23 protein-coding genes are annotated in these 18,814 nt (G+C 66.2%); 12 read left to right on the top strand and 11 right to left on the bottom strand.

The window, feature by feature from the left end; translation table 11 throughout:
• Window positions 1-3: 3 nt before the first annotated feature.
• From AC4EEV_RS00800 to AC4EEV_RS00810, 3 genes are read left to right on the top strand one after another with little or no spacing between them, the layout of a single operon-like run.
• Window positions 4-360, top strand: a complete 357-nt coding sequence (locus tag AC4EEV_RS00800; protein ID WP_018761276.1) for a non-heme iron oxygenase ferredoxin subunit — start codon at window positions 4-6, stop codon at window positions 358-360.
• Window positions 361-403: 43 nt separating this feature from the next.
• A complete protein-coding gene (gene sufC / locus AC4EEV_RS00805) occupies window positions 404-1,198 on the top strand; it encodes a Fe-S cluster assembly ATPase SufC (RefSeq protein ID WP_109044623.1) in 795 nt (264 codons plus the stop codon).
• A 12-nt stretch (window positions 1,199-1,210) separates the two neighbouring features.
• A complete protein-coding gene (locus AC4EEV_RS00810) occupies window positions 1,211-1,543 on the top strand; it encodes a metal-sulfur cluster assembly factor (protein WP_018761278.1) in 333 nt (110 codons plus the stop codon).
• 97 nt (window positions 1,544-1,640) lie between these two features.
• On the opposite strand, the gene ypfJ is transcribed toward AC4EEV_RS00810, so the two are convergent.
• The gene (gene ypfJ, locus AC4EEV_RS00815; protein ID WP_491329933.1) at window positions 1,641-2,522 is read right to left on the bottom strand and encodes a KPN_02809 family neutral zinc metallopeptidase; all 882 of its coding nucleotides are present in this window, start codon (window positions 2,520-2,522) and stop codon (window positions 1,641-1,643) included.
• Window positions 2,523-2,580: 58 nt separating this feature from the next.
• On the opposite strand from ypfJ, the gene AC4EEV_RS00820 reads away from it, so the two are divergent.
• Together AC4EEV_RS00820 and AC4EEV_RS00825 are read left to right on the top strand one after the other, a co-directional pair.
• Window positions 2,581-3,987 (top strand): class I adenylate-forming enzyme family protein, encoded by a 1,407-nt coding sequence (locus AC4EEV_RS00820; protein WP_109044621.1) that lies wholly within the window; start codon window positions 2,581-2,583, stop codon window positions 3,985-3,987.
• Entirely contained in the window at window positions 3,977-5,161 is a 1,185-nt protein-coding gene (locus tag AC4EEV_RS00825) for a thiolase family protein (protein WP_109044620.1), read from the top strand. Before AC4EEV_RS00820 ends, AC4EEV_RS00825 begins: the two co-directional genes overlap by 11 nt.
• A 21-nt stretch (window positions 5,162-5,182) precedes the next feature.
• Here AC4EEV_RS00825 and AC4EEV_RS00830 read toward each other — a convergent pair whose 3' ends face one another.
• The 4 genes from AC4EEV_RS00830 to AC4EEV_RS00845 form a co-directional block, all read right to left on the bottom strand.
• A complete protein-coding gene (locus AC4EEV_RS00830) occupies window positions 5,183-5,806 on the bottom strand; it encodes an energy-coupling factor transporter transmembrane component T family protein (RefSeq protein WP_018761282.1) in 624 nt (207 codons plus the stop codon).
• Window positions 5,803-6,540, bottom strand: coding sequence for an energy-coupling factor ABC transporter ATP-binding protein (locus AC4EEV_RS00835; RefSeq protein WP_491329934.1), 738 nt, complete (start codon window positions 6,538-6,540; stop codon window positions 5,803-5,805). The genes AC4EEV_RS00830 and AC4EEV_RS00835 overlap by 4 nt, the downstream gene beginning before the upstream one ends.
• A gap of 11 nt (window positions 6,541-6,551) precedes the next feature.
• Window positions 6,552-7,196 carry a biotin transporter BioY gene (locus AC4EEV_RS00840; RefSeq protein ID WP_109044618.1) on the bottom strand — a complete coding sequence of 215 codons (645 nt, stop codon included), beginning with the start codon at window positions 7,194-7,196 and terminating at the stop codon, window positions 6,552-6,554.
• A gap of 131 nt (window positions 7,197-7,327) precedes the next feature.
• Complete coding sequence (locus tag AC4EEV_RS00845) at window positions 7,328-7,828, bottom strand: MarR family winged helix-turn-helix transcriptional regulator (RefSeq protein ID WP_109044617.1); 501 nt, start codon at window positions 7,826-7,828, stop codon at window positions 7,328-7,330.
• Between the two features lie 89 nt (window positions 7,829-7,917).
• Here AC4EEV_RS00845 and AC4EEV_RS00850 point away from each other — a divergent pair, with 89 nt between their 5' ends.
• Window positions 7,918-8,850: an NADP-dependent oxidoreductase gene (locus AC4EEV_RS00850; protein WP_491329935.1), complete on the top strand. Its 933-nt coding sequence runs from the start codon at window positions 7,918-7,920 to the stop codon at window positions 8,848-8,850.
• A 133-nt stretch (window positions 8,851-8,983) separates the two neighbouring features.
• Window positions 8,984-9,550, top strand: coding sequence for a dihydrofolate reductase family protein (locus tag AC4EEV_RS00855; protein ID WP_491329936.1), 567 nt, complete (start codon window positions 8,984-8,986; stop codon window positions 9,548-9,550).
• Between the two features lie 110 nt (window positions 9,551-9,660).
• Here AC4EEV_RS00855 and AC4EEV_RS00860 read toward each other — a convergent pair whose 3' ends face one another.
• Window positions 9,661-10,065 (bottom strand): VOC family protein, encoded by a 405-nt coding sequence (locus AC4EEV_RS00860; protein WP_491329937.1) that lies wholly within the window; start codon window positions 10,063-10,065, stop codon window positions 9,661-9,663.
• Window positions 10,066-10,532: 467 nt separating this feature from the next.
• On the opposite strand from AC4EEV_RS00860, the gene AC4EEV_RS00865 reads away from it, so the two are divergent.
• Together AC4EEV_RS00865 and AC4EEV_RS00870 are read left to right on the top strand one after the other, a co-directional pair.
• Window positions 10,533-10,970, top strand: coding sequence for a VOC family protein (locus AC4EEV_RS00865; protein WP_018761289.1), 438 nt, complete (start codon window positions 10,533-10,535; stop codon window positions 10,968-10,970).
• Window positions 10,971-11,067: 97 nt separating this feature from the next.
• Window positions 11,068-12,072, top strand: a complete 1,005-nt coding sequence (locus tag AC4EEV_RS00870; protein WP_018761290.1) for a DUF808 domain-containing protein — start codon at window positions 11,068-11,070, stop codon at window positions 12,070-12,072.
• Between the two features lie 26 nt (window positions 12,073-12,098).
• Here the strand turns inward: AC4EEV_RS00870 and AC4EEV_RS00875 are convergent, their stop codons facing one another.
• Complete coding sequence (locus tag AC4EEV_RS00875) at window positions 12,099-13,163, bottom strand: spore photoproduct lyase family protein (protein WP_018761291.1); 1,065 nt, start codon at window positions 13,161-13,163, stop codon at window positions 12,099-12,101.
• 209 nt (window positions 13,164-13,372) lie between these two features.
• Between AC4EEV_RS00875 and AC4EEV_RS00880 the strand changes: the two genes are divergently transcribed.
• Entirely contained in the window at window positions 13,373-14,971 is a 1,599-nt protein-coding gene (locus AC4EEV_RS00880) for an ABC-F family ATP-binding cassette domain-containing protein (RefSeq protein ID WP_018761292.1), read from the top strand.
• Here AC4EEV_RS00880 and AC4EEV_RS00885 read toward each other — a convergent pair.
• From AC4EEV_RS00885 to AC4EEV_RS00900, 4 genes are read right to left on the bottom strand one after another with little or no spacing between them, the layout of a single operon-like run.
• On the bottom strand, window positions 14,968-15,444 hold the full coding sequence (locus tag AC4EEV_RS00885) for a YbaK/EbsC family protein (protein WP_491329938.1): 477 nt from the start codon (window positions 15,442-15,444) through the stop codon (window positions 14,968-14,970). The genes AC4EEV_RS00880 and AC4EEV_RS00885 overlap by 4 nt on opposite strands.
• Window positions 15,445-15,446: 2 nt before the next feature.
• Entirely contained in the window at window positions 15,447-16,322 is an 876-nt protein-coding gene (locus AC4EEV_RS00890) for an SURF1 family cytochrome oxidase biogenesis protein (protein ID WP_491329939.1), read from the bottom strand.
• Window positions 16,323-16,583: a hypothetical protein gene (locus tag AC4EEV_RS00895; RefSeq protein WP_018761295.1), complete on the bottom strand. Its 261-nt coding sequence runs from the start codon at window positions 16,581-16,583 to the stop codon at window positions 16,323-16,325. It abuts the gene before it with no gap.
• On the bottom strand, window positions 16,580-17,008 hold the full coding sequence (locus AC4EEV_RS00900; protein WP_018761296.1) for a DUF3099 domain-containing protein: 429 nt from the start codon (window positions 17,006-17,008) through the stop codon (window positions 16,580-16,582). The genes AC4EEV_RS00895 and AC4EEV_RS00900 overlap by 4 nt, the downstream gene beginning before the upstream one ends.
• Before the next feature lie 152 nt (window positions 17,009-17,160).
• On the opposite strand from AC4EEV_RS00900, the gene AC4EEV_RS00905 reads away from it, so the two are divergent.
• Both AC4EEV_RS00905 and AC4EEV_RS00910 read left to right on the top strand, forming a co-directional pair.
• Window positions 17,161-17,886, top strand: a complete 726-nt coding sequence (locus AC4EEV_RS00905; protein WP_018761297.1) for a beta-ketoacyl-ACP reductase — start codon at window positions 17,161-17,163, stop codon at window positions 17,884-17,886.
• A gap of 140 nt (window positions 17,887-18,026) precedes the next feature.
• Window positions 18,027-18,779: an SDR family oxidoreductase gene (locus AC4EEV_RS00910; RefSeq protein ID WP_109044610.1), complete on the top strand. Its 753-nt coding sequence runs from the start codon at window positions 18,027-18,029 to the stop codon at window positions 18,777-18,779.
• The last annotated feature ends 35 nt before the right edge of the window (window positions 18,780-18,814 follow it).

The following is an 18,814-nucleotide window of genomic DNA, read 5'->3' on the forward strand; positions in this document are numbered from 1 at the left end:
CGCATGAACGGGACTCCCAAGGGCGAGCTGGTGTGCAGCGCCAATGACATCAAGGTCAAGCAGGCGCTGCGTATCCTGGTGGACGGCTATCCTGTGGCAGTCGTCAGGGACTCGATGGGCGACATCCACGCCATCGGCGACACCTGCTCGCACGCGGACATCTCACTGTCCGAGGGCGACGTGGAAGGCTGCGCCATCGAGTGCTGGGGGCACGGCTCCCAGTTCGACCTGCGCAGCGGCCAGCCCCTCCAGCTCCCCGCCTACGATCCCGTGCCCGTCTTTGCCGTCGAACTCGATGGCGACGACGTCTACGTGGACGTCACCAACGTTTTGAACGGCGCGGCAGTAAACAACTACTGAGCGCCCGCAGCACCGGACTTACGAACGAAGAAGAAAGAAGAGCATGTCAACTCTTGAGATCAAGGACCTGCACGTCAGCATTGACACGGAGCAGGGCACCAAGGAGATCCTGAAGGGCGTCAGCCTGACCATCAGGACCGGCGAAACGCACGCCATCATGGGCCCCAACGGCTCCGGCAAGTCCACGCTGGCATCCACCATCGCCGGCCACCCCCGCTACACCGTGACCAGCGGCACCATCACGCTGGATGGCGAAGACGTCCTGGCCATGAGCGTCGACGAGCGCGCCCGCGCCGGTGTCTTCCTGGCCATGCAGTACCCGGTCGAGGTTCCCGGTGTCACCATGACCAACTTCCTCCGCACCGCCAAGACCGCCATTGACGGCCAGGCGCCGGCCCTGCGCACCTGGACCAAGGACGTCAAGGCCGCGATGGAGAAGCTGCGGATCGACGCCGACTTCGCCCAGCGCAACGTCAACGAAGGCTTCTCCGGCGGCGAGAAGAAGCGCGTGGAGATCCTGCAGCTCGAGCTCTTCAAGCCCAAGTTCGCCGTCCTCGACGAGACTGACTCCGGCCTGGACGTCGATGCCCTCAAGATCGTCTCGGAGGGCGTCAACCGCGCCCACGCCGAAGGCAACATGGGCACCCTGCTGATCACTCACTACACGCGCATCCTGCGCTACATCAAGCCTGACTTCGTCCACGTGTTCGTGGACGGCCAGGTCGTCGAGGAAGGCGGCCCCGAACTGGCCGACCGCCTCGAGGAAGAGGGCTACGACCGTTACGCCACGGGCGCCGGTGCAGCCACCATCGCGGCTGCTGCCGCAGCACAGGCCTAGTAAGGACTTGTCATGACCGAAATCAAGCCGGGCCGAACGGCCCTGGAGGACGTCGAAGAGGCGCTCAAGGACGTCATCGACCCTGAGCTTGGCGTCAACGTGGTGGACCTGGGTCTGCTGTACGGCCTCAAGTACTCCGACGACGACGGCGCCCTGCTGATCGACATGACGCTCACCACTGCTGCCTGCCCGCTCACCGATGTTCTCGAGGAGCAGGTGGGACAGGCCCTGGACGGCGTTGTGGACGACTGGCGCCTGAACTGGGTATGGATGCCGCCCTGGGGTCCCGAGCGGATCACCGACGACGGCAAGGACCAGATGCGGGCCCTCGGCTTCAACATCTGAATAAGTACGACGACGGCGGGCCACCTTCCCCAGGGGAAGGTGGCCCGCCGTCGTCGTCCCCACCGGCCCTTTACGCCCCTCGGTAGCGTGGGCCCAGTTAAAGGGTGGCGGCGCTGAAGGTGTCGCACTGCTTGATGTCCCCGGACTGGTAGCCGCGGGCAAACCAGCGCTGGCGTTCCTCGCTGGACCCGTGCGTCCAGCCCTCCGGGGAGACGCGCCCCGTGGCCGCCTTCTGGATCCGGTCGTCACCCACGGACGCGGCCGCCGAGAGGGCATCGTTGACATCCTGCTGGGTGAGCGGTTCCAGGTAGGGCTGGCCGGTGGCCGGGTCCGGAGTGCTGGAGGCATACTTGGCCCACAATCCTGCGTAGCAGTCAGCCTGCAGCTCGGTCCGCACGGAACCGGATTCGGGTCCCTGGGGGTCCTGCTGGGCCCGCCCCAGGTCGCCCAGGAGGTTTTGGATGTGGTGGCCAAACTCGTGGGCCACCACATATTCCTGCGCCAGCGGGCCGCCGGAGGAGCCAAACCGGTCCACGAGTTCCTGGAAGAACCCTGGGTCGAAGTACGCGGTGGTATCGGTGGGGCAGTAGAACGGACCCACCTCCGAGGTGGCGGCCCCGCAGGCGGTATTGGTGCCGCCGCTGAAGATCACTGCTTCGGGGCGGGGATACTGCACGTTGTACTTCTTAAGGTAGCCGGGCCAAAAGGCGTTGAGGCTGTTGACCGTACCGGTGATCCGGCAGTCGAGGCGGGCATCCGCGTCCGCACCGGTGGTGCAGGCAGGTGCGGTGCCCTGGGATTGTCCGGCAGTCCCGCCGTCGGTCAACCCGCCAAGGAGGTTGGGGTTGATGCCCAAGAGCAGCGCAATGAGCAGCACCAATCCGCCGCCAATCCCGCCCCCAACCTTGACCCCGGTGCCCATGCCCCGCCGGTCCTGGACCTGGGACGGATCCAGCTGCGCATTGTCGTTGAAACTCATAACGTCACAATACCCGCGGCCCGGAGGCTCAATCCGTGCCTGCCGGTAAAGTTGGTCCGTGCCTTTCCTGAACAAGATCCAGCGCTGGGCGGAGCAGCGGCCGCACCACACCGCCGTCGTGGTCGCCGGGCGCCGGCTGGACTGGGCGGAGCTGCGGGACGCTGCCGCAGAGCTGGTGGCGGAGACAAAGTCGGTGACCACCCTCTGCGAGGCCAATTCGGTGGATTTCGCGGTGAGGTTCGCTGCGGCGGTCGCCGGCACCCGGCAGTGCGCGGTCCTCGACCCCTCCTGGCCCGCCTCCCTGCAGGAGGACATTGTCCGCCGGGTTGAGGCGTGCGCGGTTCCTGCCCAGGTGGACCCGGACGACGCCCTGGCCGACGGGCCGCCGGACACCGGATTCCTCATTGGCCTTACCTCGGGAACCACTTCGGTGCCCAAGGCTTTTACCCGCTCCCGGCACTCGTGGCAGCAGTCTTTTGACGCGTCCATCGAGTTCTTCGGCTTGCGCCAGGATGATGTGACCCTCGCGCCCGGCCCGCTGGCGGCCAGCCTGAACCTGTATGCCCTGGCCGAATGCCTTTATGCCGGCTCCGAGTTCCAAACGCTGGAGTCGTTCGACGTCGGCGACGTCCATGCGGCTATTACGCACGACCGGGTAACCCGGCTGGTGCTGGTGCCCACCATGCTGCGGATGCTCAGTGAACGCGGCATGACCGGATGCGTTGACGCATCGGGGATCCGGACCATCATCTGTGCCGGTTCCAAACTCGATGCCAGGACCCTTGAAGCCGCGCGGCGCTGGGCGCCCAACGCGACGATCTACGAGTACTACGGTGCGTCCGAGCTCAGCTTCGTCTCCGGACTCGGACTGGCGGCCGGTCAGGCCGGCACGCCGGGTGGGACCGGCATTGGCCGGCCTTTTCCCGGCGTCGAGGTCAGCATCCGGGATGACGCCGGCGCCGGGGTGCCGGAGGGCAGTTACGGCAATATCTGCGTGCGCAGCGGCATGGTCAGCAACGGCTATTTGTGGGGGGACGACGGCGAGGCCCTGCGCTCGTTCGGGAGCTGGTTCACGGTGGGGGACCAGGGCTATCTGGCGGACGGGGAGCTGCACATCCTGGGCCGGCGTGCGGACATGATCCTTACCGCCGGGCGGAATGTCTACCCGCATGAGGTTGAACTGGCGTTGGCCGCCGTTCCAGGGGTGGCCGCAGCGGTGGCTGCCGGCATGCCGGACGACCTGCGCGGGCAGCGTGTGGTGGCCGGCGTGGTCCCGTCCCAGGGCGGAATCACCGCCACCCAGCTGCGGGCCGGGCTGGAGGAGATCCTGGCCAGGGACAAACGGCCGCTGCAGTACTACGTCCTGCCCGAACTCCCCACCACGGACCGCGGCAAGGTCAGCCGCAGCCTGCTGCTGGAATGGATCAACGCCAGGGACCCGCGGGTGCGCAGCCTTGGTGGCTGAGGATCTCCCGGCGGAGCGGCAGCCGGTCATCATCGCCGCCCTCCGGACACCGGTCTGCCGGATCAACGGGCCTTTGCGGGCCCTGCGCTCCCATGAACTCCTGGCCCCGGTCTTGCGGGAGCTGGTCGGCCAGGCCGCCCTGGAGCCGTCCGCCGTTGACGACGTCGTCATCGGCAATGCTGTGGGGGGCGGCGGAAACGTGGCCCGTCTTGCCCTCCTGGAAGCCGGGCTGCCGGTCACCGTTCCGGGGCTCACCGTGGACCGGCAGTGCGGATCCGGCCTGGACGCCATCGTCCTCGCCGCACGGCTGGTGGCCGGCGGCGGCAACCAGGTGTACCTTGCCGGCGGAGTGGAAAGCACCAGCACGGCGCCGTTGCGGGCGCACCGGAACGACGACGGCGGTCCGGAGTTCTACCATCGCGCCCAGTTTGTGCCGCACAGCTTCGGCGATCCGGACATGGGCGTGGCCGCCGAGACGGTGGCGCAGGAATATGGTGTCGGCCGCGACCGGCAGGATGCGTTTGCGCTGGCCAGCCACCGGAAAGCCCTTGCAGCAGGGCGGGACGGGACCTTTGAGGGCGAAATCGTGGCCCTGCCCACCCCGGGAGGCACCGTCGCCACCGATGACGGACCGCGGGCCGGCCTCACCCCGGCAATCATGGCGCGGTTCCCTGCCGCCTTCGTCGCCGGGGGCACGGTCACCGCCGGGAACTCGTGCTTCGACGCGGACGCAGCGTCCGCCGTCGTCATGACCTCGCTGCAACGTGCACGCGAACTGGGCGCCCGGGACGCGCTGCTGGTGCGCGGTACCCACACCGCCGGGGTTGCTCCGGGGGTGCTGGGGATCGGTGCCGCGAGCGCGGCCCGACAGGTGCTGGCCGGGGCCGGTGTCGCGGCCGGGGACCTGGACCTCGTGGAATTCAACGAAGCGTTCGCCTCGCAAACGCTCGCATGCCTCGATGAGCTGGGGATCGATCCGGCGGGGGTGAACCTGGATGGCGGTGCTTTGGCCCTGGGGCACGCCTACGGGGCCTCCGGGGCCGTCCTGGTGACCCGGCTGTTCGCGCAGGCACGGAAATCGGGAGTCGATGGCACCTTGGCGATGGCGATGATCAGCATGGCGGGCGGCATGGGAACGGCCGCGCTCCTGGAGTACCGGCGCCTGGGCTGCTGAGCCGGGTTTTAGCGTGCCCCGTCAGTCCTCGGCCTCGCCCAGGCCGCGGGCGGCGAGCGCTTCCCCGGTTTGCCGTGCGTAGGCCACGGAGGTGATGAACACCGGCAGGACCAGGGCCCGCGGATTGCGTTCCAGGCCCCTTGCCCGCGCGGAGTCCCGTACGTCAGCGAATGTTCCCGCGATGTACGGAATGCTGCGGAGCATGATGCCGATGGTCAGGGCGAAACGCTCAGGGTCGGCACCGAACCTTTCGAAGGGTCGTGCCAGCCGGACGACGCCGTCGAGCAGCTGCTGCACCGGAGTGGTGGCGGTGAGCAGGGACGCAGCAACGACGCACACCAGGATGTTCAGCACAATCCTTGCGCCGGTGGGTGCGCCCAGCTGCCACGCCTGGAAGAGTCCCACCACCAGGAGCACGGGGACAAGCGGCCGGACAGCCCCCCAAAGCCTCTTCCCCCCGGCGCCTGCCCCCAGGAAGAGTCCGCCAAGAACTGCCAGGACCGCAGCAGAGACGCCCCAGTCCACGATGACGAAGGATGCCAGGCCGCACCCAACCACGAGGAGGAACTTCAGCGCCAGCGGTGACCGGTGGAGGAACGAGGTCCCCGGCACGTAATTGGCCAGGAGGAATCCGTGGCCCCTCATGGCGTGTCCGTTGCGGTGTTGATCCTGTTGAGCCCGTCCATGCACCAGGAACGGTAGGCTGCCACGGCGTCGGCCGGTGCGCCATCGAAAGCCACACGCCCCTGTTCGATAACCAGCACCCGGTCCATTTCCAGGGCAAGGTCCAGGTCGTGGGTGGACATGATGATCTGCTGGTCCAGGCCCGCCAGGGTCCTCCGGAGCAGCTCGCGGTTGCGCAGGTCCAGCAGTGTTGACGGTTCGTCCAGGACCAGGACCTTGGGGTCAATGGCCAGGACGGCAGCGAGGGCCATCAGCTGCCGTTCGCCGCCGGAGAGTTCGTAGATGCTTTGGTCTGCCAGCGTCAGGAGGCCGAGCCGCCCCAGGGCAGTCTCGGCCCGGCTGCGCCGCTCGGCTCCGTTCTTCACCGAGCGGCGCAGTGACAGCTCCACGTCCTCCCGGCCGGTGGGCATCACCAGCTGGGAGAGAGGGTCGGTGAAGACAAAGCCGACGTTCCGCCTGACTTTCCGCACGGCACGTTCTGTGTCGTCGCCGTCGACCGCCACCGTGCCCGTGGTGGGCTGGACCAGCCCGTTGACCAGCCGCAGCAGCGTGGACTTGCCGGAGCCGTTGGCGCCGATGACGCCCACGCGTGGTTCGTCCAGCCGGAGGTTGACGTCATCAAGGAGGACCTTCGGCTGCGGGGAGTCCTCTTGTTGGACCGCAACGGTTACCTTGTCGAATGTCACGGTGGGCATGGCTTGCAGTCCTACGCCGTTGCAGGGGTGGCGGCCTGCCGCCGTACCCGGCGGACCAGGACATCGGGGAAGGCGCGGTGCAGCGCGACGGCTATGGCCGCCGCAAGGATGTTCTTGATGACGTCGCCGGGGTAGAAGACAAGGTCGCCCACGAAGGCCTGTTCCAGGGTTGCCTTCGAGTTCAGGGCGATGCCCAAAATGCCCAGGGTGTGGACCACCACAACGCTGGTGGCGGTGGCGGCGAGGAAGAACCAGAGCGCGCGGGCCTTGCTGGTGCGTTTGATGATGATGGTGGCCAGCCAGCCCACCACTCCCGCCGCGATGGGGAAAGCGATGATGTAGCCGGCTGAGGGGCCGGCAAGGATGCCCAGGCCGCTGCGGCCCTGGCTGAAGATGGGCAGGCCGGCGAGCCCCAGGAGGGTGTAGAGCCCGACGGCGGCAAGTCCGCGGGCGGGACCGAGCACCAGGCCTGTGAGCATCACGGCGAGGGTCTGGAAGGTAATGGGGACGCCGAAACCGTTCAGGGCCAACCCCGGCACGAGTGCTGCGCCGGCGACGAGGGCGGCGAAGACGGCAATAAGCCCCAGGTCGGTGCCGTTCCAGCGGCGGCGTCCTGTCGGTTGGCTGTTCGGTGTAGTGGTGCGGGTGTTGCTCATGGCGGTCCTGTCGGGGTTGTACAAGCGGAATCTAATGTACCGCCGACGTTACCGGGGTGGAACGGTGCCTATTTTGTAGGGGGTCTACTACGCCGGGTGCGGGCTGCGTTGGGCTGGGCACAAATTGGCTCCTAGGTTGCCTTCCGACGGCGGGGTGCGGCTGAGCGCGGCGGAGCTGCGCGGAGGTGCGCGGATGCCCGGCCGAGGATGCGCGCGAGGTCGTCAACGTCGCTGTCTGACAGGGCCGCGAACAGCAAGCTCCGCACGGCGTTGATATGGCCGGGGAACACGGCCCCGAGTACGGTGCGGCCGGCGTCGGTGAGTGTCAGGACGGTGCTGCGTTCGTCCTCGGGGGAGGGGGAGCGGGAGACGAGGCCGCGCTGTTCGAGCGATTGCGCCTGGTAGGTCAGCCCGCTGCGGCTGTAGACAACGCCGTCGGCGAGGTCCGTCATGCGCAGCTGCCCGTCCGGGGCGTCTCCGAGGCGGGCCAGGAGCTGGAACTGGACGTAGCTGAGGTCACCGGCATCGCGGAGCTGTTTCTCCACTGCGTGGCGGAGCAGGCTGCTGACCTCCGTGAACGCGAAATACGCCCCGAGCTGGGTGGGGGTCAGGTTCGAGGGTGCTTCGTCCATGGTTCCATCCTAGGGGTTGATTCGAGTTCGAAGCAATGCTACCTTCATTCCATTGCTTCAAATTCGAAGCATCAACTGAGGGGACAATCATGAAGGCAGTGCAGTTTCACGAGGTAGGCGGCCCCGAGGTGCTTCAGCTCACGGAGATCGAGCAGCCGGTGCCGGCCGCAGGAGAGGTCCGGCTGCGTGTAGCCGCGTCCGCCTTCAATGCGGCCGATAACGGAATGCGGGCGGGATTCCTGCCGATCCCGGTGGTGCTGCCGCACGTTCCCGGCTATGACGTATCCGGCATCGTCGATGCGGTAGGCAAAGGCGTCGAGGGTATTTCGGCAGGCGATCCGGTCATCGGGTTCCTGCCCATGGAACAGGACGGCGGCGCCGCGGACTACGTCATTGCCCCCGCCGATGCGGTCGTGGCCGCCCCGGCGACCATTCCACTGGCTGATGCAGCGGCGCTGCCTTCAGTGGCATTGACGGCCTGGCAAGCCCTCGTTGACGAGGGGCAGCTGGAGGCGGGACAGCGGCTGCTCATTGTCGGGGCGGGCGGTGTGGTGGGCAAATACGCCATCCAACTCGCGAAGCGCGCCGGCGTGCACGTGGTGGCAACCGCAAGTCCACGCAGTATCGACGCTGTCCGTGCGGCAGGCGCGGATGAGGTCATCGACCATACGGCCGCCGACCTGCTCGGCGCCGTCGACGGGCAGGTGGATGTGCTGCTCAACCTGGCTCCGATCGAGCCGGAGCAATTTGCCGCGCTGGTGGCCCTGGTACGCGATGGCGGCGCGGTGGTCAGCACCACGGCATTCATGCAGACGCCGGGCGACGAGACGCGTGGTGTGCGTGCTGCCACCGTCTACGTCCGTCCCAACCGCGAACGCCTCTCAGAGTTGGTATCCCTGGTCGACGACGGGCAACTCACCGTCGAAGTCACCCGACGCATTCCCCTCGCGGAACTGCCTGCCCTCCACGCGGAGGCGAGCGTTGGCCGCGTGCCCGGCAAGGTCATTGTCCTGGCGGGCTGACCTGCTGCCCGAACGTCGGTTTCGGGGATGGCGAACGCTTCCGGCATTCGGGCAGGCAAGCAGGCGTTGTAGCCGCCTTACATCGGAGAGAGGATGAACGCACCAGCTGAAATTCTCGGACAAGGACCCGACGATGCCCGAACTCCTCATCGACTTCATCACCTCGCTCGACGGCTACGCCGCTGCGGACGGTTGGCCGGGCTGGTGGGGACTTGAAGGGCCCGAATACCTGGCATGGCTCGGAGATACCCCCGAAGTCGACTACACCGTGCTGATGGGGGCAACGACGTACCGCGTCATGTCAGGCCTCTCCGCTGCCGGCGAACCCGGTACCGAACCCCTGGCCGGTCTGTCGACGATCGTGTTCTCGAAGACATTGCGCGAACCCCTCGCGTGGGCGAACGCTCAACTCGTCGCGCGGGACGCCGTTGAGGCCGTGCGAGAGATGAAGGCAGCCGGGACGACGTCAATGCGCACGATAGGCAGCCTCAGGCTGTGCCGGTCGCTACTGAAGGCAGGTCTCGTGGACCGCTTCCGCGTGGTCGTCTTCCCCGTCATCACCGGGAGCACCGGCCGAGAGAGGATCTACGACGGGTACCCCGACGTCGCCCTCGACATGATCGGCAGCCGGACCTTCGATGGACGCATCCAGCTGGTTGAATACATCCCGACTGTGCTGCCAGGGCCCACGGGTTCGTAGATGGTCTGAACGGGACCAGTATTAGCTGAAGCTGAGATCAGATGGATGCTCATCAGTGTCAGTTCGCCTGCAGGGAAGATCCCGCGCCACGCCGGGCCGCGGCGGATCACTCACTCGGCCGGATCGGCGTCCGGTTTCATCCAAAACGGCGAGTAGTGGTAACCGTCAGGATCGTCGAACTGGCGCTGGTACATGAAGGGGTAGTCGTCGGTATCACCGATCCGCCCGCCGGCGGCACCGGCGCGCTCAACGAGCTCATCGACCGCCTCACGGCTCCCGACATCAAACGAGACAGTGACCTTTGACGGCGTATCGGGTCCGCCTACCAGCTCCTCGGCGCCGCCGACGCTCGCATACATCTCGCGGCTGCCGAGCATGACGAACTGCTCTGGTGCGATCGCGAAACATGACACGTTCTGATTGGACATTTCCGGTTGGAGAGTCCAGCCCAGTGCGGTGTAGAAAGCGGTTGCGCGTTCAACGCTGTCAACCGGGCAGGTGATGAAGAGGCTCATGCGGCTCATAGTTGCAAGATGCAAGTATGAGGTCAAGATCCCAGCGGCGGTCCGCAACTGGGCTGGGCGCTGCCGCATTGCCGAGGCGTCCCGCCCGGGTACGCTGTGGCTTCGCCACTGACTTCCAGCCGGACAATCGCTCGACCACTGGACGACCCCAACCCAGCCGAATACTGGTTACGCCGGTTTAAGGACTGTCCCAGCGGTGCCAGCTCCTGGAATAGGTGGGTGAATCTTTCGCATCTCGGCACGCCGATCGGGCCGATGCGGTGTCGGCGGCGTACGCCTTTGAGATCGGTGAGATCCTCGCGCATCCATGCACTCGGCGTCGCGTGACGGCCCTCACCTCGCACTGTCACACGACATGTCGGCACATCTGTCTGCCGCCATGAGCGGGACTCAGGCAGCAGACTGCGCACCAAAACAGAGGGGTTTGCGGGAAGCGCCTGCTTGGTACCCTGTGCCGTATGCCCATCAAACTTGAAAACGTCGGCATCGCCGTCAGCGATCTGGAAGCAACAATCGCGTTCTTCACCGACCTCGGCCTCACCGTCCTGGGCCGGGACACGGTCAGCGGCGACTGGGCAGACACGGCTGTGGGCCTGGACGGCAACCACGCCAAAATTGCCCTCCTCCAGACCCCGGACGGCAACGGCCGCCTCGAACTGTTCGAATACATCCACCCCGATGCAATCCCCACAGAGCCCACCCTGCCCAACGAAATCGGCATGCATCGAGTGGCCTTCTCCGTTGACAGCATCGAGGATGCCCTTGGCATTGCTGCCAGGCACGGCTGCCACCCGCTGCGCGGCGTCGCAACGTATGGCGACGTCTACAAACTCTCCTATGTGCGCGGCCCCAGCGGAATCATTGTGATGTTCGCCGAGGAACTGCAGAAGGGCTGAGGACGCCCGGCGGCCTGCAATATACTCCGAACATGCCCATCACGCACCCTGCCCCAAATCCCCACCGCCGCAATAGCACACTGCGCGGAGGCCGGCTGTGAGCGGCGGTCTCGTCGCCCTGCTCGACGACGTGGCAGCGCTGGCCCGGATCGCGGCCGCCTCGGTGGACGACGTCGCGGCCGGCGCCGCAAAGGCCGGAGCCAAGGCCGCGGGCGTGGTCATCGACGACGCCGCCGTCACCCCGCAGTACGTCTCAGGTGCGGACCCGGCCCGGGAACTGCCAATGATCAAAAAGATCTTCTGGGGCTCGATTCGCAACAAGCTCTTGATCATCCTCCCGGCCCTGCTGCTCATCAGTGCGTTCGTTCCCGGGATCATCCCCTTCATCCTCATGCTCGGCGGTACCTACCTCTGCTATGAAGGAGCGGAGAAGGTCTGGCACAAGTTCCGTGGCGGCCATCATGACGCCGGGGAGGCTCCGGCCGTGGAGCGCGGGCACGATGCCGAAGCAAAAGTGGTCAAGGGCGCCATCACCACCGACTTCATCCTGTCCTGCGAAATCATGGTCATCTCCATGAATGAGGTCGCAACGGAATCCATTTGGGTCCGGGCGTTCATTCTGGTGCTGGTGGCGTTTGCCATCACGGTGCTGGTTTACGGTGCGGTGGCCCTCATCGTCAAAATGGACGATATCGGGCTGCACCTGATGGACAAGGACTCGTCACGTTCCAAGCGCATCGGTGAACTGCTCGTCAGGGGGATGCCGGCCGTCCTGGCGGCCATCACGTTCGTCGGCACGATTGCCATGCTGTGGGTTGGCGGCCACATCATGCTGCAGGGGGCCCACGATCTCGGCTGGCACGCACCCTACGACCTCGTCCACGCCCTGGAGCACCCGGTGGAATCCGTTCCAGCCGTCGGCGGCCTCCTCGCGTGGCTCGTCAACACTTTGTGCTCGGCGGTACTGGGACTTGCCTGGGGCCTGGTGGTCCTGGCCGTCGTGGGCCCGCTGATGAAAGTGCTGCCGTTTGGCAAGGCCAAAGAAGCCAAGGACGGCCATGACGCGGCCGCCCGCCGGCAGTCGGAGAATCACCAGGGCTGACGCCGCGCGGCGAACAACAGCCTCCGCTAGAACGCGTAGCGGATCCGGCAGTACGGCGCTATGTCGGCGACGAGTGTGGAGAGCTGCCGCACGTAACCGGCCTTCGCCCGGGCGCGGTACCTGACGTTGCTGAAGCCGTTCGACGAGACCTTGGCTTCCTGCAGGCCGGGACGCCACAGCACCTCCTCTGCCTGCGGGTGCCAGCCAAGGTTGACCTTATGCAGCTGCTCATTATGGGTGAGGAAGATGACCTCCGCCGCCAGTTGGGCTTTGGCTTCGGGGGTCAGGGTTGCGTCGAGTTGGCGCAGCAGTTGTTCCCAGTCCGCAAGCCAGGTATCCGTGATGATGACCGGGGAGAAATTCACGTGCACTTCGTAGCCGGCTGCAACAAAATCGTTGATGGCGGCCATCCTGTCGGCAACCGGCGATGTGCGGACATCGATGGACTTTGCCAGGTCCGCGGGCATCAATGAAAAGCGGATCCTGGTGTGGCCGCCATGGTCCCATTCCAGCATCGCGGGGTTGACGAACTTCGTGGCGAAGGACAGCTTGGCGTTGGGCAGTTCGCGGAACAACGCGACCAGCTCTTCCACGTTGTCGCTGATCAGGGCGTCTACGGAGCAGTCGCTGTTTTCTCCGATGTCATAGACCCAGAGCTCAGCGTCGCACTGGTTGGGCTCCAGCTTGATCCCCTGGCGGGCGGCATGCCGTTCGATGGCTCCGGCGATCTGCCCGATGTTGGCGAACACGGTGACCGGGTTGCTGTAGCCCTTGTGGCGGGGAACATAGCAGTAGGCGCACGCCATGGCGCACCCGTTGGCGGTCGAGGGTGCGATGAAGTCCGCCGAACGCCCATTGGGCTTGACGGCCAGCGACTTCTTCACGCCGAGTACCAGCGCCTCCGTCTTGATCCGTGACCAGCGCGGGACGTTCGTTTCGTCACCGTGCACGTCCGGAATGTTCCAATGGTTCTCCACCAGCACAACGTCCGCATCCGGCCAGCGTGCCACGATCTCCTGGCCACGGGGCAGCTCCAAAGCTTCAGGCTGGGCATAGATGCGCCGGACCTGGAGGAGACGGTCAAATTCCATGCACCCCATTCTCCATGGGTGCAGGAAGCCGGCATCCGCACGCCACGGCCGATGCCGGCACCGATAGTCCACTGGCCCGGACGTTGAAATTGCGGTGGCCCGCTGGACGGTAGACTGGACTGTGCCGTTCTCCGGCCGTTTACCGCCCCGCCCAACCACAGACGCTCCGGGCCGCGGCTTATCCCTGTTTGTGAAAGGCCTTACCTGCTGTGATTACTGTCCAGGATCTTGAACTGCGTGCCGGCGCCCGGCTCCTCATGGACCAGGTGAGCTTCCGCATCGACAAAGGGGACAAGATCGGACTGGTGGGCCGGAACGGGGCCGGCAAGACCACGCTGACCCGCGTCCTTGCAGGGGAGGGGCTTCCGGCTGCCGGCAAGGTCACCCGCAGCGGCGAAATCGGCTACCTTCCCCAGGATCCGCGGACCCCTGACATGGAACAGCTGGCCCGGGACCGGATCCTCTCTGCCCGTGGCCTCGATATCGTCGTCGGCAAACTCCGCAAGGCGCACGATGAGATGGCCAGCGAGGACCCCGAGGTCCAGCGGAAGGCCATGAACCGCTACGACCGGCTGGAATCGGAGTTCCTGGCCGCGGGCGGCTACGCGGCCGAGGCTGAAGCGGCGTCGATCTGTTCCAACCTCGCACTCCCCGACCGCCTGCTGAACCAGCCGCTGAAGACGCTCTCCGGCGGGCAGCGGCGCCGCGTGGAGTTGGCCCGCATCCTGTACTCCGATGCCGAGACGATGCTGCTGGACGAGCCCACCAACCACCTCGACGCCGACTCCATCGCCTGGCTGCGTGACTTCCTGAAGAACCACCAGGGCGGCCTGATCGTCATCAGCCACGACACGGACCTGCTGGAAGCCACCGTCAACAAGGTGTTCCTGCTGGACGCCAACCGTGCCCAGATCGACTTCTACAACATGGACTGGAAGCGCTACCTCCAGCAGCGCGAGACGGATGAGCGCGCCCGCAAGCGTGAACGCGCCAATGCCGAAAAGAAGGCACAGGTCCTCATGGACCAGGCCAACAAGATGCGGGCCAAGGCCACCAAGGCCGTCGCCGCGCAGAACATGGCCAAGCGTGCCGAACGGCTGCTCAGCGGCCTGGAAGCGGTCCGCGAGCAGGACCGCGTGGCAGCGCTTCGTTTCCCCGATCCGTCGCCCTGCGGCAAGACCCCGCTCACCGCGGACGGGCTCAGCAAATCCTACGGTTCGCTGGAAATCTTCACCGACGTGGACCTGGCGATCGACCGCGGTTCCAAGGTGGTCATCCTGGGGCTCAACGGCGCCGGCAAGACCACCCTGCTGCGCATGCTCGCCGGCGTGGACGCACCGGACACCGGCGAGGTCATCCCGGGCCACGGGCTCAAGGTGGGCTACTACGCCCAGGAACACGAAACCCTGGACCACGACCGCACCGTGCTGGAGAACATGCGCTCCTCCGCGCCGGACATGAAGGACGCCGAGGTCCGCGGCATCCTGGGCTCGTTCCTGTTCTCCGGCGACGACGTCGACAAGCCCGCCGGCGTCCTCTCCGGCGGAGAGAAGACCCGCCTGGCCCTGGCCACCATCGTGGCTTCCAGCGCCAACGTCCTGCTCCTCGATGAACCTACCAACAACCTGGACCCCGCCAGCCGCGCCGAAATCCTGGGCGCCCTGCGGAACTACACCGGCGCCGTCGTCCTGGTCAGCCACGACGAGGGCGCGGTGGAGGCCCTCAACCCCGAACGCGTCGTCATGCTCCCGGACGGTGTGGAGGACCTCTGGAACGAGGACTACCTGGACCTGATCACCCTGGCCTAGCGGACGGTCAGCTCCCGGGCCGCGGTCATGCGGAGCAGCTGCTGGTAGGTGATGCTGAACATGGAGTTATGGTCGCCTGCTCCGGCCCAGAGCACTTCGTGTTCCCGCAGGCTGGTATCCAGGAGGCTCCTGATGGGCGCGGGGTGGCCCACCGGTGCCACGCCGCCCACCTGCTGGCCCGTGTGTTCCAGGACAAAGTCGGGGGAGGCCCGGCGGATCCTGCCGTGGCCCAGCTGCCCGGACACCAGCTTCGTGTCCACCCGCGCCGCGCCGCTGGCGAGGATCAGCAGCGGCCGGCCGTCCAGCTCAAAAACCAGGCTGTTGGTAATGGCCGCAACGTCGCACCCCAGCGCTTCCGCCGCTGCCAGGGCGGTGGGGACGCCGGCGGCAAAAGTCCGCACCGTATCCGGTAACCCTGCTTCGAGCAGTGCCGAGCGCACCAAGGCGACCGGGCCGGCGTCGTACCCGCTCATTCTTAGAACCCCTGCGCGTCCAGGAGGGCGTCTTCTTCTTCCTCGGCCGTCGCCTTGGTGCGCTTCCGCGCTGGTGCCGGCCGACGGCGGGCGGCCGGGACGGCGGAGTGGACGGCCCCGTCGGCGGGCGTCTCCTCATCCTCGGCGTCAATCGCGGCGTTGCGCGCCTGCTGCCGCGCCGCATAGCCAAAGCCGACGAACATGAGCACGCCGAACGCGAACCACTGCAGGGAGTAGGACAGGTGCGTCCCCTCGTCCGTGGACGGCTTGGGGAACGCCACGGGCATGTCGGCAACAGCGGGCGTTTCCGAGGCCAGCTGGCCGTACGCGCCCGTGAACACCGGATAGCCCAGTTGCGCCGCATAAGTTTGCAGGTCGATGGACGCCAATTGTCCCGTGGGTGCCCCGCGCTGCAGCTCGGGCTCGCTGTGCTTCAAGCGCACGACGGCGGTCACCTCACCGGCCGGGGGCGCCGGCACCGAATCCGGACTGCCGGGATTCTTGTTTCCGATGGGCAGCCAACCCCGGTCGATCACCACGGTTTCGCCGCTGTCCAGCCGGAACGGGACAACAACCTCGTACCCCGGTTGGCCGTTGAGGGGCCGGTTCCTCACCACGCGCTGGCCGGCAGCATCGTAGGTTCCCTTGAGCTCAACCTGGGTCCATTCCTTGGCCGGGTCCAGCTGCGCGAACTGGTCCTTCGCCTGGGAGAAAGGGATGGGGGTTGCCGAATAGTTGTTGACGACCCTGTTGATTTCGGCAATGGTTTCGGCGCGGCGGTCCATTTGCCAGCGGCCCAGGAAGACGCAGGCCGTGGCAAAGATGGCGGCCAGCAGGAGATAGCCCAGCCACTTGCTGGAGAAGAGGAAGCGGTACATTCAGATGTCCTGCTCCAGGGGGACCGCGTCCGCCTGCAGGGGAAGGGTTTCCTTCCAGAGTCCCCGCGTTTGCAGATAGTCCTCAAGCCATACCCGGTGCTCCGCGCAGGCCAGCCAGGTCTTCCGCCGCTCGGGAGCGTGGATCTTGGGATTGTTCCAGAGGAGTTGCCAGGACGCTTCGGACCTGCAGGCCTTCCGCGAGCAGAGAGCCGTTGACTCCGATGCCATGTCCGATCCTGCTGCGAAATCGAAAAGGCTCATGGCGCCTGCCGCTCCTCTCCCTGTTCCTCGTCGTCTGCTACCAGTTCGCCCTGGAGCACCGCGCTCCCTGCTTCTTCGTCCTCGGCCGGGGGAGCCGGGCTTTCGAGCTCCGCCAGGGGCGCGGAATCGATCAGCAGGTCGCTGTGCCCTTCGGCCTTGTCGTTGCCGTTGGCTATGACCACCGCCACCCAGGGAAGGAACACCGCGCCGGCCACCGCAATGATCTTGAACCAGCCGTCCACCACGAAAATCATGACCAGGCAAACCATACGGATGCCCATTGCCAGGGCGTACTTGATCATCCGCTGTCGCATGTCCTCCGAGTGCGCTCCAGCAGCTTCGGTAATGCTGTGTACCTCGGTATCGCCGGAGAACCGGCCCGGTTCTCCGGGCGCGGAATGTCCCGCATGGTTTTCAAGGGTCACGGTGAATAATCACGCTCCAAAGGCTTCCCTCAATTCTCGCACCATCGGCAGTGCTGCCCAAACCCGTACCGGGGCTGCCGCTAAGATCGGAGGCAGCCCAAACCACTCACTGCAACCGCGGCCCAGCCTGCCGCAGAAAACCGGAGCCCTCTATGACTGAAGCAGTTTCCGCAGCCCGCAGCGTCCTGATCACCGGCGGAAACCGCGGTATCGGCCTGGCAATCGCACAGGCATTCCTGGCCAACGGCGACAAAGTGGCCGTGACCTACCGCAGTGAATCGCAGCTGCCGGAGGGAATCCTCGGCGTCAAGGCCGACGTGACCGACGAGGCCTCCGTGGACGCAGCCTTCAAGGCAGTGGAAGCCGCCCACGGCCCCGTCGAAGTCCTGGTGGCCAATGCCGGCATCACCAAGGACACGCTGCTGCTGCGCATGAGCGAGGACGACTTCACCTCCGTGATCGACACCAACCTCACCGGCGCGTTCCGCGTCATCAAGCGTGCGTCCAAAGGGATGATCCGGCTGCGCAAGGGCCGCGTCGTCCTGATCTCCTCGGTGTCCGGCCTGTATGGCGCTCCGGGCCAGATCAACTACTCCGCGTCCAAGGCCGGACTGGTGGGCATCGCCCGGTCCCTCACCCGCGAACTTGGTTCACGCGGCATCACCGCCAACGTGGTGGCCCCCGGTTTCATCAATACCGACATGACCGCCGAACTCCCCGAAGCAACCCAGAAGGACTACCTGGCCAGCATTCCGGCCGGCCGCTTCGCCGAAGCGTCAGAGGTTGCCAATGTGGTCCGCTGGATCGCCAGCGACGAAGCCGCCTACATCTCCGGGGCCGTCATCCCGGTGGACGGCGGCCTGGGCATGGGGCACTGACCGGCCCCGCCCACGGCCCTGCAGTGCACTAGGCCGGTGGCCCTTATTTGTCGAGGTCGGACAAAGGCATTGGGAACAGCCGCTGGCATGATGGACTGCAGGCCACAACGATTTGGATGTTTCGAACAAAGGAAGCTCGTATGGGACTGCTGGACAACAAGACGGCCATCGTCACCGGATCATCGCGGGGCATCGGCGCGGACGTAGCCAAGATCCTCGCCTCGGAAGGCGCCGCCGTCGTCGTCAATTACCGCCAGAAGGCGCCCCGCGCCAACAAAGTGGTACAGGGAATCGAGGCCGACGGCGGCCGGGCGGTAGCCGTCGGTGCCGACCTCACCACGCAGGAAGGCGTGCAGGCGCTGGCCAGCGCGGCCATGGAAAACTTCGGGTCCCTGGACATCCTGGTCCTGAACGCCTCCGGCGGCATGGAAACGGGGATGGGGGAGGACTACGCGCTCAAACTGAACCGCGACGCGCAGGTGAACATGCTCAACGCCGCCGTGCCTCTCATGCGGGAAGGCTCCCGCGTGGTGTTTGTCACCAGCCACCAGGCCCACTTCATCAACACCGTTCCCACCATGGAAGCCTACGAGCCCGTTGCCCGCAGCAAGCGCGCCGGTGAGGACGCCCTCCGGGAACTGATCCCCAACCTCGCGGAGAAGGGCATCTCCCTCGTGGTGGTCTCCGGGGACATGATCGAAGGCACCGTCACCGCCACGCTCCTGGACCGCTCCACGCCAGGTGCCATCGAGGCACGCCGCGCCGAAGCCGGGAAGCTGTACTCCGTGGAGGAATTCGCCCAGGTTGTGGCCGGTATGGCAACGGCCGACGTCGAGTCCGGCCACACCGAGTATGCCGGCGGCGCAGACTACTTCGGCAAGGGCGTCCAGTAGCCGCCCGCTGTTGTACCCCTTAAACCCCTGATGGG

Source organism: Pseudarthrobacter sp. MOO14, from assembly GCF_058267675.1.

Excerpts from the sequence above, each read along its gene's own strand:
- AC4EEV_RS00890 (WP_491329939.1), bottom strand. The coding sequence starts at position 16,322 with ATGTACCGCTTCCTCTTCTCCAGCAAGTGGCTGGGCTATCTCCTGCTG.
- AC4EEV_RS00885 (WP_491329938.1), bottom strand. The coding sequence starts at position 15,444 with ATGAGCGGGTACGACGCCGGCCCGGTCGCCTTGGTGCGCTCGGCACTG.
- AC4EEV_RS00865 (WP_018761289.1), top strand. The coding sequence starts at position 10,533 with ATGCCCATCAAACTTGAAAACGTCGGCATCGCCGTCAGCGATCTGGAA.
- AC4EEV_RS00860 (WP_491329937.1), bottom strand. The coding sequence starts at position 10,065 with ATGAGCCTCTTCATCACCTGCCCGGTTGACAGCGTTGAACGCGCAACC.
- AC4EEV_RS00910 (WP_109044610.1), top strand. The coding sequence starts at position 18,027 with ATGGGACTGCTGGACAACAAGACGGCCATCGTCACCGGATCATCGCGG.
- AC4EEV_RS00845 (WP_109044617.1), bottom strand. The coding sequence starts at position 7,828 with ATGGACGAAGCACCCTCGAACCTGACCCCCACCCAGCTCGGGGCGTAT.
- AC4EEV_RS00850 (WP_491329935.1), top strand. The coding sequence starts at position 7,918 with ATGAAGGCAGTGCAGTTTCACGAGGTAGGCGGCCCCGAGGTGCTTCAG.
- AC4EEV_RS00840 (WP_109044618.1), bottom strand. The coding sequence starts at position 7,196 with ATGAGCAACACCCGCACCACTACACCGAACAGCCAACCGACAGGACGC.
- AC4EEV_RS00875 (WP_018761291.1), bottom strand. The coding sequence starts at position 13,163 with ATGGAATTTGACCGTCTCCTCCAGGTCCGGCGCATCTATGCCCAGCCT.
- AC4EEV_RS00905 (WP_018761297.1), top strand. The coding sequence starts at position 17,161 with ATGACTGAAGCAGTTTCCGCAGCCCGCAGCGTCCTGATCACCGGCGGA.
- AC4EEV_RS00895 (WP_018761295.1), bottom strand. The coding sequence starts at position 16,583 with ATGAGCCTTTTCGATTTCGCAGCAGGATCGGACATGGCATCGGAGTCA.
- AC4EEV_RS00800 (WP_018761276.1), top strand. The coding sequence starts at position 4 with ATGAACGGGACTCCCAAGGGCGAGCTGGTGTGCAGCGCCAATGACATC.
- sufC (WP_109044623.1), top strand. The coding sequence starts at position 404 with ATGTCAACTCTTGAGATCAAGGACCTGCACGTCAGCATTGACACGGAG.
- ypfJ (WP_491329933.1), bottom strand. The coding sequence starts at position 2,522 with ATGAGTTTCAACGACAATGCGCAGCTGGATCCGTCCCAGGTCCAGGAC.
- AC4EEV_RS00835 (WP_491329934.1), bottom strand. The coding sequence starts at position 6,540 with ATGCCCACCGTGACATTCGACAAGGTAACCGTTGCGGTCCAACAAGAG.
- AC4EEV_RS00830 (WP_018761282.1), bottom strand. The coding sequence starts at position 5,806 with ATGAGGGGCCACGGATTCCTCCTGGCCAATTACGTGCCGGGGACCTCG.
- AC4EEV_RS00810 (WP_018761278.1), top strand. The coding sequence starts at position 1,211 with ATGACCGAAATCAAGCCGGGCCGAACGGCCCTGGAGGACGTCGAAGAG.
- AC4EEV_RS00855 (WP_491329936.1), top strand. The coding sequence starts at position 8,984 with ATGCCCGAACTCCTCATCGACTTCATCACCTCGCTCGACGGCTACGCC.